Consider the following 15443-nt stretch of genomic DNA (forward strand, 5'->3'; position numbering starts at 1 on the left):
TGAGACAGCCGCATTTATGCGGGTAGGGGCCGTTCCAGCACGGAATCGGCCCCTCCGGTGATCAGCCCCGCAGTACGGCTCCCGTGCGCTCGGCGGCGAGCGCGACCGCCGCGTCCCGGGCCGCCGACGCCTCGTCGACCGTCAGGGTCCGGTCGGCCGCGCGGAACCGCAGCGCGTAGGCGAGGGACTTCTTGCCCGCACCGAGCTGCGCGGCGTTGTCGTAGACGTCGAACAGCCGGATGGACTCCAGCAGTTCACCGGCGCCCTCGCGCAGCGCCGCCTCGACGGCCGTGTGCGGGACCGCCGTGTCGACGACCAGGGCGACGTCCTGGGTGGCGACCGGGAACGTCGAGATCTTCGGGCCCTTGGGGACACCCGCCGACGCCGACTCCAGGACGTCCAGGTCCAGTTCCATCGCGCTGGTGCGCGCGGGCAGACCCAGGGTCTTCAGGACACCGGGGTGCAACTCGCCCGCGTAGCCGACGACTTGCTCGACTCCCTCGACTACGACGGCGAGTTCGGCGCAGCGGCCGGGGTGCCAGGGACCGTACTGGCCCTTGCGGACGAGGAGTTCGGTGCCGGCCTCGCGGGCGAGGATCCGGGCCGACTCGACCGCGTCGGCCCAGTCGGACGGACGGCCCTTGCCCCACCAGCCGGCCTGCTCGCGGGCGCCCGTGAGGACGACGGCCGCGTGCCGGGGCTGGAGCGGGAGCGCCTCGGTGAGGGAGGCGATCTCCTCGTCGGTCGGCCGCCGGTCGACGGGCAGCCGTACGGCGATCTTCAGCTCTTCGCGCGGGTGGAAGACCAGGCCCGTCTCGAAGAGCGCGAGGTCGTGCGAGCCGCGGCCGTCGTTGCGCCGCAGCGCGCCGAGCAGGCCCGGGAGCAGCGTCGTACGGAGTGCGGGCTCCTCGTCGGAGAGCGGGTTGACCAGCTTGACGACCTTGCGGTTCGGGTCGTCGGCGGCCAGGCCGAACTGGTCGAAGACGTGCTCGCCGACGAAGGGGTAGTTCGGCGCCTCGACGTAACCGGCGCCGGCCAGCGCGCGGCCCACGCGGCGGTGCAGCCGCTGGCGGTCGGTGAGGCCCCGGCCCGCGGGGGGCTTGGGGAGCGTGGAGGGCAGGTTCTCGTAGCCCTCCAGGCGGATGACCTCTTCGGCCAGGTCGTTCGGGTCGGTGAGGTCGGGGCGCCAGGACGGGACGGTGACGATCAGCTCGTCCTGCCCGTACACGTCGCAGCCGACTTCCTGAAGACGCCGTACGACGGTCTCGCGGCCGTACTCGACACCGGCCACCTTGTCGGGGTGGTCGGCCGGAATGGTGATGGTGTGCGGGGCCGAGGGCGCGATGACCTCGGTGACACCGGCGTCGGCCGTGCCGCCCGCGAGGAGGACCAGGAGGTCGACCGTGCGCTGCGCGGCGGCGGAGGCGGCCTGCGGGTCGACTCCGCGCTCGAAGCGCTTGGACGCCTCGGAGGCCAGCTTGTGGCGGCGGGCCGTGCGCGAGATGGACAGCGCGTCGAAGTGCGCGGCCTCGACGACGACCTCGGTGGTGGTGCCCTCGGTGTCGTCGATCTCCGTGTTGGCGCCGCCCATGACGCCCGCGAGGCCGATGGGGCCGCGGTCGTCGGTGATCACCAGGTCCTGGGCGTCCAGCGTGCGCGTGACCCCGTCCAGGGTGACGAGCTGCTCGCCCCGCTCGGCCCGGCGCACCCCGATCGGACCCTGGACGCGGGAGCGGTCGTAGGCGTGCAGGGGCTGGCCCAGCTCCAGCATCACGTAGTTGGTGATGTCGACGGCGAGCGAGATCGGGCGCATGCCCGCCTTCTGGAGGCGGCGGGTCAGCCAGAGCGGGGAGCGGGCCTCGGGGTCGAGGCCGGTCACCGTGCGGGCGGTGAAGCGGTCGCAGCCGAGCGGCTCGGAGACCCGCACCGGGTAGCCGAACGCGTTCGGGCCGGGCACGTCCAGGAGGGCCGGGTCGCGCAGCGGGAGGCCGTAGGCGGTGGCGGTCTCGCGGGCGACACCGCGGATCGACAGGGCGTAGCCGCGGTCGGGCGTGACGGCGATGTCGAGAACCTCGTCGACGAGCTGGAGCAGCTCGATCGCGTCGGTGCCGACCTCGTGCTCGGGCGGCAGCACGATGATGCCGTGCGAGCCGTCGTCGCCCATGCCCAGCTCGTCGCCGGAGCAGATCATGCCGTGCGAGGTCTTGCCGTACGTCTTGCGGGCGGCGATGGCGAAGTCGCCGGGCAGGACCGCGCCGGGGAGGACCACGACGACCTTGTCGCCGACGGCGAAGTTGCGGGCGCCGCAGACGATCTCCTGCGGCTCACCGGTGCCGTTGGCGGTGCCGACGTCGACCGTGCAGAAGCGGATGGGCTTCTTGAAGCCCTCCAGCTCCTCGATGGTGAGGACCTTGCCGACGACGAGCGGGCCCTTGAGGCCGTCGCCCAGCTGCTCGACGGTCTCCACCTCAAGACCCACGGAAATGAGCTTGGCCTGGACGTCGCGGCCGGTCTCCGTCGCCGGCAGGTCGACGTACTCCCGCAGCCAAGAAAGCGGGACCCGCATCAGATCTCCATCCCGAACGGCCGGGTGAACCGGACGTCACCCTCGACCATGTCTCGCATGTCTTCGACGTTGTGGCGGAACATCAGCATCCGCTCGATGCCGAACCCGAAGGCGAATCCGCTGTACTTCTCCGGGTCCACCCCGCAGGCCACCAGGACACGGGGGTTGACCATGCCGCAGCCGCCCAGCTCGATCCAGCCCTCGGAGGAGCAGGTGCGGCAGGGGCGGTCGGGGTTGCCGACGGACTCGCCCTTGCAGACGTAGCAGAGCATGTCCATCTCGGCGGACGGCTCGGTGAAGGGGAAGTAGTTCGGCCGCAGCCGGGTCTTCATCTCCGCGCCGAAGAGCGACTGGACCATGTGGTCCAGGGTGCCCTTGAGGTCGGCCATGGTCAGGCCCTCGTCGATGGCGAGGAGCTCGATCTGGTGGAAGACCGGGGTGTGCGTGGCGTCCAGCTCGTCGGTGCGGTAGACGCGGCCGGGGCACACGATGTAGACCGGCGGCTCGCGGTCCAGCATGGCGCGGGCCTGCACGGGCGAGGTGTGGGTGCGCAGCACGACACCGGACTCGTCGCCCTCGGTCCCCCGGGGGCCCTGGACGAAGAAGGTGTCCTGCATCTGCCGGGCCGGGTGGTCCGGGGTGAAGTTCAGGGCGTCGAAGTTGAACCACTCCGCCTCGACCTCGGGGCCCTCCGCGATCTCGTACCCCATGGACACGAAGACGTCCGCGACCCGCTCCATGAACGTGGTCAGCGGGTGGCGGGCACCAGCCGGGACCCGGTCGTACGGCAGGGTGACGTCCACCGCCTCCTCGACCAGGACGCGGGCGTCGCGGTCGGCCTCCAGCTCGGCCTGGCGGGCGGCGAGGGCCTTGTTGACCGCGCCCCGGGCCTGGCCGACGAGCTTGCCCGCGGCGGCCTTGGCCTGCGGGGGCAGCGCGCCGATCTCGCGGTTGGCGAGGGCGAGCGGGGAGGTGCCGCCGGTGTGGGCGACCTTGGCCTCCTGGAGCGCGTCGAGATCACCGGCGGCGGCGAAGGCGGCGAGCGCCTCGTCCCGCATGCGCTCGATCTCTTCCGGTTTCAAGGCCTCGACCTCTACAGGGTCGTACGACTTATTCGGTGCCGACATCTCTTCCCGTGCTTCCGGTTGGCTGGCGGATGGTCCCCGTACCGACTCGACTCGGGGGACGCGTCGTCGTCCCTGGAACGGGGACGCGAAGGTGCCAAAGGCCGAGTCTAACGGGGGTGAGACAGGTGACCGCGCCCGTGGGGCCTCGTCGGCGGTTACTGAAGGTACGCCGGGGTGCCCACGGGCAGCATAAATCGGAACTCGGCGCCGCCGCCGGGTGCGCGGCCGACCGTGATGGTGCCGCCGTGGGCTTCGACGATGCCCTTGACGATGTACAGCCCGAGCCCGGTGCCGCCGCGCTTGCTGCCCCGCCAGAAGCGGGTGAAGACGCGGTTCATGGACTCCTCCGGGATACCTGGGCCCTCGTCGCTGACCGTCACCGAGGTGCCGGTCTCCTCGCCCTCGCGCGGGGACGCGGAGGCCGTGACGTCGATGGTGACGGTTCCCTCGCCGTGGCGCACCGCATTTTCCAGCAGGTTGCTCAGCACCTGGTCGACCTTGTCGGGGTCGGCCCACAGGTCGGGCAGCGGCTGCTCGACGCGGAGCATGAACCGGTCGGCGGGCTGGCCGGCGGCGACGTACGCCTGGATGTGCCGGCCGACGGCCGCGCCGATGTCGACGGGCTGGCGGCGCAGTTCGAGCCGTCCGGAGTCGATGCGGGAGATGTCGAGCAGCTCGGCGATGAGCCGGGTGACGCGGTTGGCGTCGGCGTCGACGGTCTCCAGCATCAGCCGCTTCTGGTCGTCGGTGAAACGTTCCCACTTGGCGAGGAGGGTCGCGGTGAAGCCCTTGACCGAGGTGAGCGGCGAGCGCAGCTCATGGGCGACGGTGGCGATCAGCTCGGCGTGACTGCGCTCGGTGCGGCGCCGCGCCTCGGTGTCCCGCAGCGAGACGACGACCCGGCGGACCGGGCCGAGCGGTTCCGCGCGGACATAGCGCGCGGTGACCAGCACCTCGTGCCCGCCCGGCAGCAGCAGGTTCCGCTCCGGCTGCCGGACCCGGATCGCCAACCCGCCGTAGGGATCGGTCAGTTGCCACCAGCGGCGGCCCTCCAGGTCCTCTAAGGGCAGGGCCTTCTCCAGCCGCTGTCCGAGGGCGTCGGCGGCGCGGACGGAGGTGATGCGCTCGGCGGCGGCGTTGAAGCAGACGACACGGCCGTGCTCGTCGGCGACGACCAGGCCGTCGGCCAGTTCGTCGGGGTCGATGCCGAGGTCGTCGTGCCGGGCCGTGGCGGGCCGGGGCACACCGCATGCTCCCGGCGTGCTGCTCGTGCCGACGGTCATCCCCGTACCCCACCTCTTCTCATACGGCGCAGGTGGCCCCCGAGCTGGTCACCCTACTAGCTGTCGGTGACGGAGCGGCACCCTCCGGAGCCGCGCTGTGCACGGGCAGACGCATAGAGACATACGGCGGCGGCGGTGGCGAGGTTCAGGCTCTCGGCCTTCCCGTGGATCGGAACCCGCACGACGGCGTCCGCGAGTGCGCGGGTCTCCTCCGGAAGCCCCCAGGCCTCGTTCCCGAACACCCAGGCGGTGGGCCCGCCCATGGCGCCCCGGTCCAGTTCGTCGTCGAGGTCGTCGGTCCCGGCCCCGTCGGCGGCGAGGATCCGCACCCCGGTGTCCTTGAGCCCGGCCACGGCCCGCTCGACGGGCACTCCGACCGCCACGGGCAGATGGAACAGGGAGCCCACGGAGGCCCGTACGGCCTTGGGGTTGTAGAGATCGACGGACGCGTCGGTCAGTACGACGGCCTCGGCACCGGCGGCGTCGGCGCACCGCAGGACGGTGCCGGCGTTCCCGGGATCGCGCACGTTGGCCAGCACGGCGACGAGCCGGGGGCGGGCGCGCAGGATCTCCTCGAACGGGGTGTCGAGGAACCGGCAGACCCCGACCAGGCCCTGCGGGGTGACGGTGGTCGAGATGTCGGCGATGACCTGCTCGTCGGCGAGCTGCACCCGGGCACCGGTGTCATGGGCCTCACCGACGATGTCGGCGTACCGTTCCGCGGCCTCGACGGTGACGAACAGCTCGACGAGCGTGTCCTTGTAGCCGGCCGCCTCCCGCACGGCTTGCGGCCCCTCGGCGAGAAACAGCCGCTCCTTGCTCCGGAAGTTCCGCCGGGCGAGCCGCCGGGCGGCGGCGACGCGGGGGGAGCGAGGGGAGATGAGGTCGGGGGACATTCTCTGCTTCACCTTCAGAATCTCAGGGGGCCCTGATTGCCCTTAGGGGCGCGGGGAACTGCGCGACCAGCCACAACGAACCCGCACCCGACAACGAACCGGGCGAGGCCAGCAACAAAGGACCCGCAGGCATGAAACCTGCGGGTCCTTCAACTCACGGCTAAAGCCAGCGCAGCGTCACGCGGCCTTCGGCGCGTTGACGTCGCTCGGAAGCGCCTTCTGCGCGACCTCGACCAGCGCGGCGAACGCACCGGCGTCGTTGACGGCCAGCTCCGCGAGGATCTTGCGGTCGACCTCGATGTTCGCCGCGTTCAGACCCTGGATGAAGCGGTTGTAGGTGATGCCGTTGGCGCGGGCAGCGGCGTTGATGCGCTGGATCCACAGCCGGCGGAAGTCGCCCTTGCGCTTCTTGCGGTCGTTGTAGTTGTAGACCAGCGAGTGGGTGACCTGCTCCTTGGCCTTGCGGTACAGGCGCGAACGCTGACCGCGGTAGCCGGAGGCCGCTTCGAGGATCGCCCGGCGCTTCTTGTGGGCGTTGACTGCCCGCTTGACGCGTGCCACTTGTTAACTCCTTGTAGCGGGGCCGTGGTTGGACTCACACGGCCCGGAATCGATGGGGTCCCGGTCCAGACGTACGGCGCTCGTCGGGAGCGCCGCGTACGTCACTTGCCGAGAAGCTTCTTGATCTTCTTGGCGTCGCCCGGGGCCATCTCGGCGTTGCCGGTGAGGCGGCGCGTCACGCGGGACGACTTGTGCTCAAGGTAGTGGCGCTTGCCGGCACGCTCGCGGAGCACCTTGCCGGAGCCGGTGATCTTGAAGCGCTTACTGGCACCGCTGTGCGACTTGTTCTTCGGCATAGCGCCGTTATCTCCTCGTCGGTGGCGCTCCGATGCCCGGTCGTGAAACCGGGCACGGTGGAGCGTCGCTCTTGTTTCGGTTGCGTCCCTGGACTGACGTCCGGGGATCAGGCGTCGGCGGAAGCCTCGGCCGGGGCCTCGACCTCGTCGACGACGTCCTCGGCGACGGTGTTCTCGACCTCGGACTCCGCGGCGTTCTGCGACTTGCCCGGGTTGGCCTTCGCTTCCGCCTTGCGGGCGGCCTGGGCCTCGCGGGCCTCGGCCATCGCCTCGGTCTTCTTCTTGTGCGGGCCGAGCACCATGATCATGTTTCGGCCGTCCTGCTTCGGGTTCGACTCGACGAACCCGAGGTCCTCGACGTCCGAAGCGAGACGCTGGAGCAGTCGGTAGCCCAACTCGGGCCTGGACTGCTCACGACCGCGGAACATGATCGTGATCTTGACCTTGTCGCCCTGCTTCAGGAACCGGACGACGTGACCCTTCTTGGTGTCATAGTCGTGCGGGTCGATCTTCGGCCGGAGCTTCATTTCCTTGATGACCGTGTGCGCCTGGTTCTTGCGCGCCTCACGGGCCTTCATGGCCGACTCGTACTTGAACTTCCCGTAGTCCATGAGCTTGCACACGGGTGGACGGGCGTTCGCCGCGACCTCGACCAGGTCCAGGTCGTATTCCTGCGCAAGCTCCAGGGCCTTAGCAAGCGGCACGATGCCGACCTGCTCGCCACTGGGACCGACCAGTCGCACCTCGGGAACGCGAATCCGGTCGTTGATGCGGGGTTCGGCGCTGATGGATCCTCCTCGGTTAGCACCACACGGCCATCTGGCGGACGGCCGTGTTTGTCTCGATAGACAGACCTAACCGCGCCGAAGCACAAAAAATGCCCCGGACGATCACAAGACGGGGCTCCAAAACACTGCCGGAGCACCGCCGCGACGATCGCGGGGCGCGCTTTCGGGCGACTCCATCGTCCGTACGGAACGATGGCAACCGCCTGACCGGGGGTGACCCGCCGTCCGTGCGGACGGTCAGGTGGGAGATCGGAGCCTCCACTTGTTGGCCGGGCACGCGAGTGCCTGGCCGGTCATCACACAAGGTTAGCAGCTACCCGGGGGTGGTGCGAACCGCCGTACACCGGGCCCTATCGTGTGGGGCATGAGTGACACGCCCCCCGAGTCCGTGAATCCCGAGTCCGTGAATCCCGGCTCCCCCGACTTCGACGCCCTGACCCGCGACATCGCGGAGGTCCCGGCGGTCGAGGTGATCGTGACGGTCGCCGTCAACCTGATGAGCGCCGCCGCCGTGAAGCTCGGGCTGACCGAAGAGGGCGACAAGTACAAGGACCTGGACGAGGCCCGCAAGCTGGTCACCGCGCTGGCCGGGCTGCTCGACGCGAGCGCGACCGAGATCAGCTCCTTCCACGCGGCCCCGCTGCGCGACGGTCTGAAGTCGCTCCAGCTGGCGTTCCGCGAGGCGTCCCTCGTCCGCGACGAGCCGGGCCAGGGTCCGGGCGAGAAGTACACGGGCCCGGTCTACGGCTAGAAACCCGCTCCGCCCGTAGCTCCCCCGCCCGTCACCTCATCCCACCCGTACGTACAAGGGCTCGCCCGGAGGCGTCGCCCCGGCCGGCAGGACCGCCAGGTCGAGGCCGTGCACCAGGCGGGCCCGCAGTGTCTCCTCGGCCGCGAGCCGGCGGGCCACCGCATGGATGCCGCCGGCGTGCGGCACGGCGGGTTCGAAGACCAGGGCCAGGGTGCCGTCCCCGCGGCCGGGTCCCAGGTAGGCGCGGAGGACCGCGCGCACATCGGTGAGCGCGGCCCGTACCGCCTCCGCGACCGCCGGGTCGGTGAGCGGGTCCACGCTGGTGCGCCCCTCGGCGAGCGCCAGCAGCGCGGGTCCCGACAGCTCGAACGACACCGGCCCGGCCAGGTCCAGCACGACCGTGTCCGCCTTCTCGTGCACGGCGGCCTGCAAGGCCTGGTGCAGCGGTACGGCCACGGGGCGCGCCGCCGGGTCCCAGCGGGCCAGCGAGTCGCTGGAGGTGAAGGCGGGCAGCGCGGTGCGACCGCCGGCCTTCAGGGTGGGGACGGCCATGTCGCTGGTCTTCTCGCGGCGCAGCCCGTTCTCGTCCACCTCGACCTCACCGAGCACGGCCACCACGGGGACGAGCAGCCGGGCACCCTTGAGGGCGGCCAGGACGGGGTCCACGGCGGTGCGGTCCTCGGCCCAGGCGGCGAGCGCCGCGCTCAGCGCGGGATCGGCCGAGCCGTCGTCGTCGGAGTAGCCGGAGTCGGGAATGTTCTTGTTCGCCACGGTGACCGACCCTATCGGGGGGATCCTGCTGGGCTTGTGCGGGTCCTGAAACGCCGGGGACACAGCTTTCACACCTTTCTCAGACACCGTTGACAGACCTCTAACTTCCGTCTCACGGTGCGCACAGTCGCCGCCTCCACGATCGCGGACATGGAGTCTTCCAGAGCCGCCCGCCGCAACCACCGCGCGCGTCCCTCCCGGCGCCGTCCGCTCCTCTACACCGCCCTGGCCACCGTGGCCGTGGTGGGCGCCACGGCGGCCGGAACGGTGTACGTGAAGGCGCAGGCGCACTCCGGCCCCGTATCGTCGGCGGCGGCGCCGTCCGCGTCGGCGTCGGGCGGCGGGGAGGCGACGGTGGAACCGGTGACACAGCCGACGGTGGACTACGACGCGCTGCTGGCCAAGGCCATGAAGGCGGTGACCCCGACCGGCGACCAGAAGGTGTCCGTCGCCGTGCTCGACGTCGACTCCGGCGAGAGCGCCACGTACGGCGGCGCGGCCTACGACACGGCGAGCATCGTCAAGGTCGACATCCTGGCGACGCTGCTGCTCCAGGCGCAGGACGCGGGGCGGCAGTTGACCGCGACCGAGAAGTCGTACGCCACGACGATGATCGAGAACAGCGACAACGACTCCGCGACGGCGCTGTGGAACAGCATCGGCACGGCGGACGGGCTCGACGCGGCGAACAAGACGTTCGGGCTGACCGGCACGACGGGCGGCGACGGCCCGCTGTGGGGGCTCACCCAGACCACCGCCGCGGATCAACTCACCCTGCTCCAGCAGGTGTTCGGGGACGACTCGAAGCTGAGCGCGGCCTCGAAGTCGTACCTCCAGGGGCTGATGGGGAAGATCGAGGCCGATCAGCAGTGGGGTGTCTCGGCGGCGGCCGAAGGCTCCCGGTGGCGGCTGAAGAACGGCTGGCTGGCGCGGAGCACGACCGGGCTGTGGGACGTCAACAGCATCGGGCGGGTGACGGCCTCGGACGGGCACGAGTACCTGATCGCGGTGCTGTCCAAGGGCAGCACGACACAGGCCAAGGGCATCACGCTGATCGAGGCGGCGGCGAAGGCGGCGGTCTCGGCGTTCTCGGGGAGCGACTCCTCCACGACGGCCTCCGCGTCGGCTTCCGCGTCGGCCACCGACTGACGCACTCGCGCGGGCTTCCGGAAGCCGCGCGGCCACCGGCCGACTCGCGCAGGGGCTAGAAGCCGTCGGGCCGTCGGCGTCGGCCGCGCCACAGGACGACCCCCGCGACGAGCAGGACTCCGCCCACGCTGCCCGCGAGGGGGCCCGCCCAGTCGGACGTACGGCTGTCGGTCCTGACGGGGTCGGGGCCCGCGCCGAAGTACTTCTTGTCGTAGGCGGCGGCGTGCAGGCTCGTCGGCTTGAGGGCGGCGGCGGCCCTGATCGCGGCGGCGGGGTCGACGAAGCCGAAGCCCCGGGAGTCGTCACGGCCGCCGACCGGGGGGTTGCGGGCGGTGTCTTCGAGGAGCTTCTTGATCTGGGCCGGGGTCAGTCCCGGGTGGGCCGCCTTGATGAGCGCGACCGCGCCCGACACGAAGGCGGACGCGGCGCTGGTCCCCCAGCCCTCGTAGTACTTGTGGTCGGGGTCGGCGATGACGACGTTGACCCCGGGAGCGCTGACCGTCGCGTACCAGCGGCGGGTGGAGAAGGAGGCGCGGGTGCCGTAGCGGTCCACGGCGGTCGCGGCGATCACACCCGGGTAGGCGGCCGGGTAGGAGACGTGGTCGCCCTTCTCTCCGCCGTTGCCCGCGGAGGCGACGACCGCGACGCCCTTCTTCAGGGCGTACTGCACGGCCTCGTCCTCGGCGGGCTCGGGGTGGGCGGAGGCGGAGTCGTCGCCGAGGGAGAGGTTGATGACGTCGGCGCCGTGGTCGGCGGCCCAACGGATGCCGTCCGCGAGGGCGTTGCCCCGGGTGGTACGGGCCTTGCCGCGCGCCGAGTCGCCGTCTTCGAGGATCACGCGGACGGGCAGGATCTTCGCCTCCGGGGCGACACCCATAACCCCGTCCTCGTCGCCGGGGCCGTGTCCGTGCCCGGCGATGATGCCCGCCATGGCCGTGCCGTGCCGGGCCCAGGCCCGGTCGCCCGGCTTCGCGCCGAAGCCGACCATGTCCTTGCCGGTGAGGACGTTGCCGACGAGGTCGGGGTGGTCGGCCTCGACGCCGGTGTCGAGGACCGCGACGGTGATGCCCCTGCCCTTGGTGGTCTGCCAGACCTCCTGGGTGTGCATGGCGTCCAGGGCCCATTCCTGGGCGCGTATGCCGTCGGCGTGCGCGACGGTGGACGGGACCAGGGCGAGGGAGGCGGCCAGCAGGGCGCTCACCAGCCCGGCCCTGCGGGACGTGACGGTCATGAATTCCCTCCCGAGGCCTTCGAGTTCGCCGAGGCGCCGGACGTCTCCGACGTCTCCGAGGCCGCGGTCTCGGACGGTGAGTCGACGGTCTTGCGCAGGCCCCGCTCGACCCGGTCGGCGAGCCCCTGCGCCTCGTTGCCGAGACCGGACTGCGCGGGCGCGGCGGTGGAACCGGAGGTCGCGGCCTCGGCGGCGGGTTCGGGTCCGTCGACGGTACGGCCGTCCGCCCAGCCGGAGACGGCGTAGACGACGACGGGGGCGTCGGTGAGGACGGAGACGGTCCAGGAGGCCCGCTGTTTGTCGCCGAACGCGGCGGCGACGGTGCCCTTGGCGGCGTACGGGCGGGGCATGAGGTCGGTCCGGTCGCCGAGCTTGTCGTTCTTGAACCGGTCGGACAGCGAGGTCATCGCGGCGATGTCGGCCTTGGTGAAGAGGAGGCCGACCGTGGTGACGTAGCTCTGGGTGGCGTCGGTGTAGGTGGCGCGCAGGAGCCGCTGGCAGCCGACCGGGGCGAGCACCTTGCTCAGCAGCGGGTCGAAGGCGCCCGCGCAGCCGCTGTCCGGGGCCACGGCGATCCGGGTCCAGGTGCGGTCGGCGCCGCCGGGGCCCGCGCCCTGGCCCTGCACGGTGGGCGGGAACAACTGGTCCACCGGCACGCTGTGCCACAGCTGCCCGGCGGCGGCGAAGGTGCTCGCGCCGCTGTCGGCCCCGTCGTCGCCGGTGAGCCAACTCCCGGTCACCGCACCGCCGATGAGCCCGAGACCGAGCACGACACAGGCGGCGACGGCGACGGTACGGGACCGTATCCGCGCCCCCAACGGCCGCGGCCGTGCCCGCTCGTCGTACCCCTCGGGCTCCCCGAACGACACAACCGGCCGCCCTGTGCCGGGAGTTGCCGGCGAACTCCAGGAGAACGCGGGATCGGGCCCGGACTCGCCCCCGGGCCGCGGCATCTCGGAGGCGGGCCGGACGGGGGTACCGGGAGCGGCGGGCGACCAGGCGCCGGTACCGGTGCCGGTGGCTTCGGTGGTGGGTGCGGAGGCCTGCGGGGCGGGACCGGCGGGAGGGACAACGGGAGGACGGGGCGCGGCAGTTCCGCTGCCGCTCCCGCTGCTGCCGGTGGAGGGATACGGCGCGCGGGCACCGGAGGGCGACCACACACCGCGCGAGGGCGCACCGTCCGTGGGATCGGTGAACGACTCCCCCCGCCAGGGAGCGGCGGGCGGTGGCCTCAGTCGGGAGGTCGCCTCCGGCGGCTCCTCGGGAGCAACAGCCGGGCGCGGAGGGGGTGTTGCCGACGCGGCGGGGGTCTCCCGCTGCCGATCGGGCGCGGCCGGAGGGGTCTCGGCCGAGGGCCGCGACGGCGCTGCGGGGCCGGGAGAGGCCGCGGGCCGGGGCGGAGCGGCGGGGCTTGGAGGCGTGGACGGACGCGACGGAACGGCGGAGCCAGGCGCCGTCGCCGGTCGGGACGGTTCCTGCCGCGGTCGCGCAGGCGCCCCGCGCGGAGCCTCCGGCGTACGGCCCGGCGGGACAGCCGCCCCGGCAGGCGTCGCCGGGCGCGACGGCTCCTGCCGCGGTCGATCGGGCGACTGACGCGGCGGCTCACCCGACGGCCGGGGCGGCGCAGCGGGGCGCTCGGTTGATTCGGGAGTGGAGCGCGGCCGGCCAGGCGGGGTGTCGGAGCCCTGCGTCGGGGTCGGGGCCTGGGGCGGGCGGGGGGGCCTGGTCGGCTCGGGGCTGGATTCCCCCGGTGGTTCGGTGGCTCCGGTCGACGCCACCGTAGGCCGGTGGGGCGGTCGGGGCGGGACGGTGCCGGGGCGTTCGGGGGTCGGTCGGCGCGGGGCGGTCGTGGGTACCGGCGGGGCGTCCGGGAAGCGTGCCGAGGCCGGTGGCGGGGGCGGGCTTACCGCGTCGGAGGCGGTCGGTGAGAAGGGGCGAAGACCGGGGAAGCGCGGCCGGGTGTCGGCGGCGGAGCCCGATGGCGACGAGGCGGCAGAGGCTGTACCGGTTCCGGAGCCGTTACGGGCCCCCGGGGTGTTCCTCTCGGAGCCACCGCTCTCGAACGCGTGGCCGACGAAGCGGTTCTCCGAGGAGGAGGAGGGCGAAGGCGATGCGTAGGGAGTGTCAGGGGCGCCGGCCGGGCGTGCCGGGCCCGCTTCGGCGCCGGCGTTCCGCCTGGCCGCGCGTCTCGCGTTGCCGCCCTCCCACCAACCGGTCCCGGGCCGGTCGCCACCCCAGGTGGCCCTGCCGTTCCCGTCGTTCTCGCTCCCGGCGGTCGTCCCCGCCCCGCCCCCGGTGGACGGAAGCGGGCCACGCTCCGAACCTGCCCCCGACGCGGCCCCGGGAGATTCCCCGGCGCCGGAATACGGTCCGTCCAAGTCCTCGCCTGATGTGTCGTTCACGGACTGCGTCGAACTCCCAGAAGGGGCCTGCGGCGGTACGGGGGCGCGCCGCGCTTCCGTGCTCATGCACCCCCCGTTTCCTCGTACCCGGGCCACCGTTTGTTCGTATGCGGGCCGGTGTTCTCCTGCCCTTGTTCGTATACGGGCCGATGTGCGTCCCGCCTCACCCGGCACGCGTACAAAAAAGCAAAGTCGTCCCGAGCACGCATACCCGCCGCGGCGGACCGTCATCCCGGACGCGGTCGAACGACCGGCGGCGCCTCCTCCGTGCGTGCGCGTCACTCTACGGGTTGCCCCGGCTCGAACGGGAACCAGTCCACGCCCCGGGGGCATCTGCCCGGATCGTCCCCCTACCCTGCGGTAATCCTGTCTGGCAGGCTGCGTCCATGACTGCGCGCGCCGCCGACCGGGCCCGTTACGACCGGGCCACCGCCCACCTCGACGCCCCACTCGCGATCGTCGACCTGGACGCCTTCGATGCCAACGCGGACGACCTAGTCCGCCGGGCCGGGGGCAAGCCGGTCCGCGTCGCCAGCAAGTCCGTCCGCTGTCGAACCCTCCTCGAACGCGTGCTGGCCAGGGACGGCTTCGCGGGCCTGATGTCCTTCACGCTCGCCGAGTCGCTGTGGCTGGCCCGCTCCGGCTTCGACGACGTCCTGCTCGCCTACCCCTCCGCCGACCGCGCCGCCTTCGCCGAGTTGACCGGCGATCCGAAGCTCGCCGCCGCCGTCACCGTGATGATCGACGACCCGGCCCAGCTCAGGCTGATCGACGAATCGCGCGGCGGCGGCACCGAAGTGGTGCGTGTCTGCCTGGAGTTGGACACCTCACTGCGGATGCTCGGCGGCCGGGTGCGCATCGGCGCGCTCCGCTCCCCGCTCCGCTCCCCCGACCAACTCGCCGACATCGCACGGGCGGTGGACCGCCGCCCCGGCTTCAAGGTCGTCGGGATCATGGGCTACGAGGGTCATATCGCCGGTGTCGGCGACGCCGTCGCGGGCCGGCCCTTCCGCTCCCGCGCGATCCGCCTGATGCAGGCCACCGCCAAGCGCGAACTCGTCGAGCGGCGCGCCGAGGTGGTGCGGGCCGTGCGGGCCGTCGTACCGGATCTGGAGTTCGTCAACGGCGGTGGCACAGGCAGTGTCCAGTACACCGCCGCCGAGGACTCCGTGACGGAGATCGCGGCCGGTTCCGGGCTGTACGTGCCGCGCCTCTTCGACAACTACACGTCGTTCAGCGCCCGTCCGGCCGCGCTCTTCGCGCAGCCCGTCGTACGGCGCCCGGGTGTCGGCGTGGTCACCGTCCTCGGCGGCGGCTACCCGGCCTCCGGCGCGGCGGGCCCCGACCGGCTCCCGGTGCCGTACCTCCCGGAGGGGTTGCGCTACGACCCGCAGGAGGGGCCCGGCGAGGTGCAGACGCCGCTGCTCGGCTCGCCCGCCGACGATCTGCTCATCGGCGACAAGGTGTGGTTCCGGCACGCCAAGGCGGGTGAACTGTGCGAGCGGTTCGACGCGTTGCACCTGATCGAGGGCGACGAGGTGACGGCCACCGTCCCGACCTACCGGGGCGAGGGCATGACCTTCCTGTGAGTGCTCACGAGGTCGGCTGCCCCCGCTCCGGCG

12 protein-coding genes and 1 pseudogene are annotated in these 15443 nt (G+C 72.2%); 3 read left to right on the forward strand and 10 right to left on the reverse strand.

What is annotated here, in order from left to right:
* Positions 1-61 precede the first annotated feature (61 nt).
* From pheT to infC, 7 genes and pseudogenes are all read right to left on the reverse strand, one after another.
* Positions 62-2566, reverse strand: coding sequence for a phenylalanine--tRNA ligase subunit beta (gene pheT, locus ACIQPR_RS27335; RefSeq protein ID WP_403653293.1), 2505 nt, complete (start codon positions 2564-2566; stop codon positions 62-64).
* Complete coding sequence (pheS, locus tag ACIQPR_RS27340) at positions 2566-3693, reverse strand: phenylalanine--tRNA ligase subunit alpha (protein ID WP_403653296.1); 1128 nt, start codon at positions 3691-3693, stop codon at positions 2566-2568. Before pheS ends, pheT begins: the two co-directional genes overlap by 1 nt.
* Positions 3694-3848: 155 nt before the next feature.
* On the reverse strand, positions 3849-4976 hold the full coding sequence (locus ACIQPR_RS27345) for an ATP-binding protein (RefSeq protein ID WP_403653299.1): 1128 nt from the start codon (positions 4974-4976) through the stop codon (positions 3849-3851).
* A gap of 56 nt (positions 4977-5032) precedes the next feature.
* On the reverse strand, positions 5033-5872 hold the full coding sequence (locus ACIQPR_RS27350; protein ID WP_403653302.1) for a TrmH family RNA methyltransferase: 840 nt from the start codon (positions 5870-5872) through the stop codon (positions 5033-5035).
* A gap of 177 nt (positions 5873-6049) precedes the next feature.
* Positions 6050-6433: a 50S ribosomal protein L20 gene (gene rplT, locus ACIQPR_RS27355; protein WP_019066261.1), complete on the reverse strand. Its 384-nt coding sequence runs from the start codon at positions 6431-6433 to the stop codon at positions 6050-6052.
* A 101-nt stretch (positions 6434-6534) separates the two neighbouring features.
* A complete protein-coding gene (rpmI, locus tag ACIQPR_RS27360; RefSeq protein ID WP_403653305.1) occupies positions 6535-6729 on the reverse strand; it encodes a 50S ribosomal protein L35 in 195 nt (64 codons plus the stop codon).
* 107 nt (positions 6730-6836) lie between these two features.
* Positions 6837-7542 (reverse strand): annotated as a pseudogene (infC, locus tag ACIQPR_RS27365) (translation initiation factor IF-3).
* A 339-nt stretch (positions 7543-7881) separates the two neighbouring features.
* Here infC and ACIQPR_RS27370 point away from each other — a divergent pair.
* Positions 7882-8268: a DUF1844 domain-containing protein gene (locus ACIQPR_RS27370; protein ID WP_403653308.1), complete on the forward strand. Its 387-nt coding sequence runs from the start codon at positions 7882-7884 to the stop codon at positions 8266-8268.
* A 36-nt stretch (positions 8269-8304) separates the two neighbouring features.
* On the opposite strand, the gene ACIQPR_RS27375 is transcribed toward ACIQPR_RS27370, so the two are convergent.
* On the reverse strand, positions 8305-9039 hold the full coding sequence (locus ACIQPR_RS27375; RefSeq protein ID WP_403653310.1) for an SseB family protein: 735 nt from the start codon (positions 9037-9039) through the stop codon (positions 8305-8307).
* Between the two features lie 150 nt (positions 9040-9189).
* Here ACIQPR_RS27375 and ACIQPR_RS27380 point away from each other — a divergent pair, with 150 nt between their 5' ends.
* On the forward strand, positions 9190-10188 hold the full coding sequence (locus ACIQPR_RS27380) for a serine hydrolase (protein WP_403653313.1): 999 nt from the start codon (positions 9190-9192) through the stop codon (positions 10186-10188).
* 55 nt (positions 10189-10243) lie between these two features.
* On the opposite strand, the gene mycP is transcribed toward ACIQPR_RS27380, so the two are convergent.
* Both mycP and ACIQPR_RS27390 read right to left on the reverse strand, forming a co-directional pair.
* Entirely contained in the window at positions 10244-11419 is a 1176-nt protein-coding gene (mycP, locus tag ACIQPR_RS27385) for a type VII secretion-associated serine protease mycosin (RefSeq protein WP_403653316.1), read from the reverse strand.
* Positions 11416-12288, reverse strand: coding sequence for a hypothetical protein (locus ACIQPR_RS27390; protein ID WP_403653318.1), 873 nt, complete (start codon positions 12286-12288; stop codon positions 11416-11418). Before ACIQPR_RS27390 ends, mycP begins: the two co-directional genes overlap by 4 nt.
* Before the next feature lie 1919 nt (positions 12289-14207).
* On the opposite strand from ACIQPR_RS27390, the gene ACIQPR_RS27395 reads away from it, so the two are divergent.
* The gene (locus tag ACIQPR_RS27395) at positions 14208-15410 is read left to right on the forward strand and encodes an amino acid deaminase/aldolase (RefSeq protein ID WP_403653320.1); all 1203 of its coding nucleotides are present in this window, start codon (positions 14208-14210) and stop codon (positions 15408-15410) included.
* Positions 15411-15443: the final 33 nt, after the last annotated feature.

The sequence above is a fragment of the Streptomyces sp. NPDC091280 genome, assembly GCF_044768565.1.
In the GTDB taxonomy this organism is placed as follows: domain Bacteria; phylum Actinomycetota; class Actinomycetes; order Streptomycetales; family Streptomycetaceae; genus Streptomyces.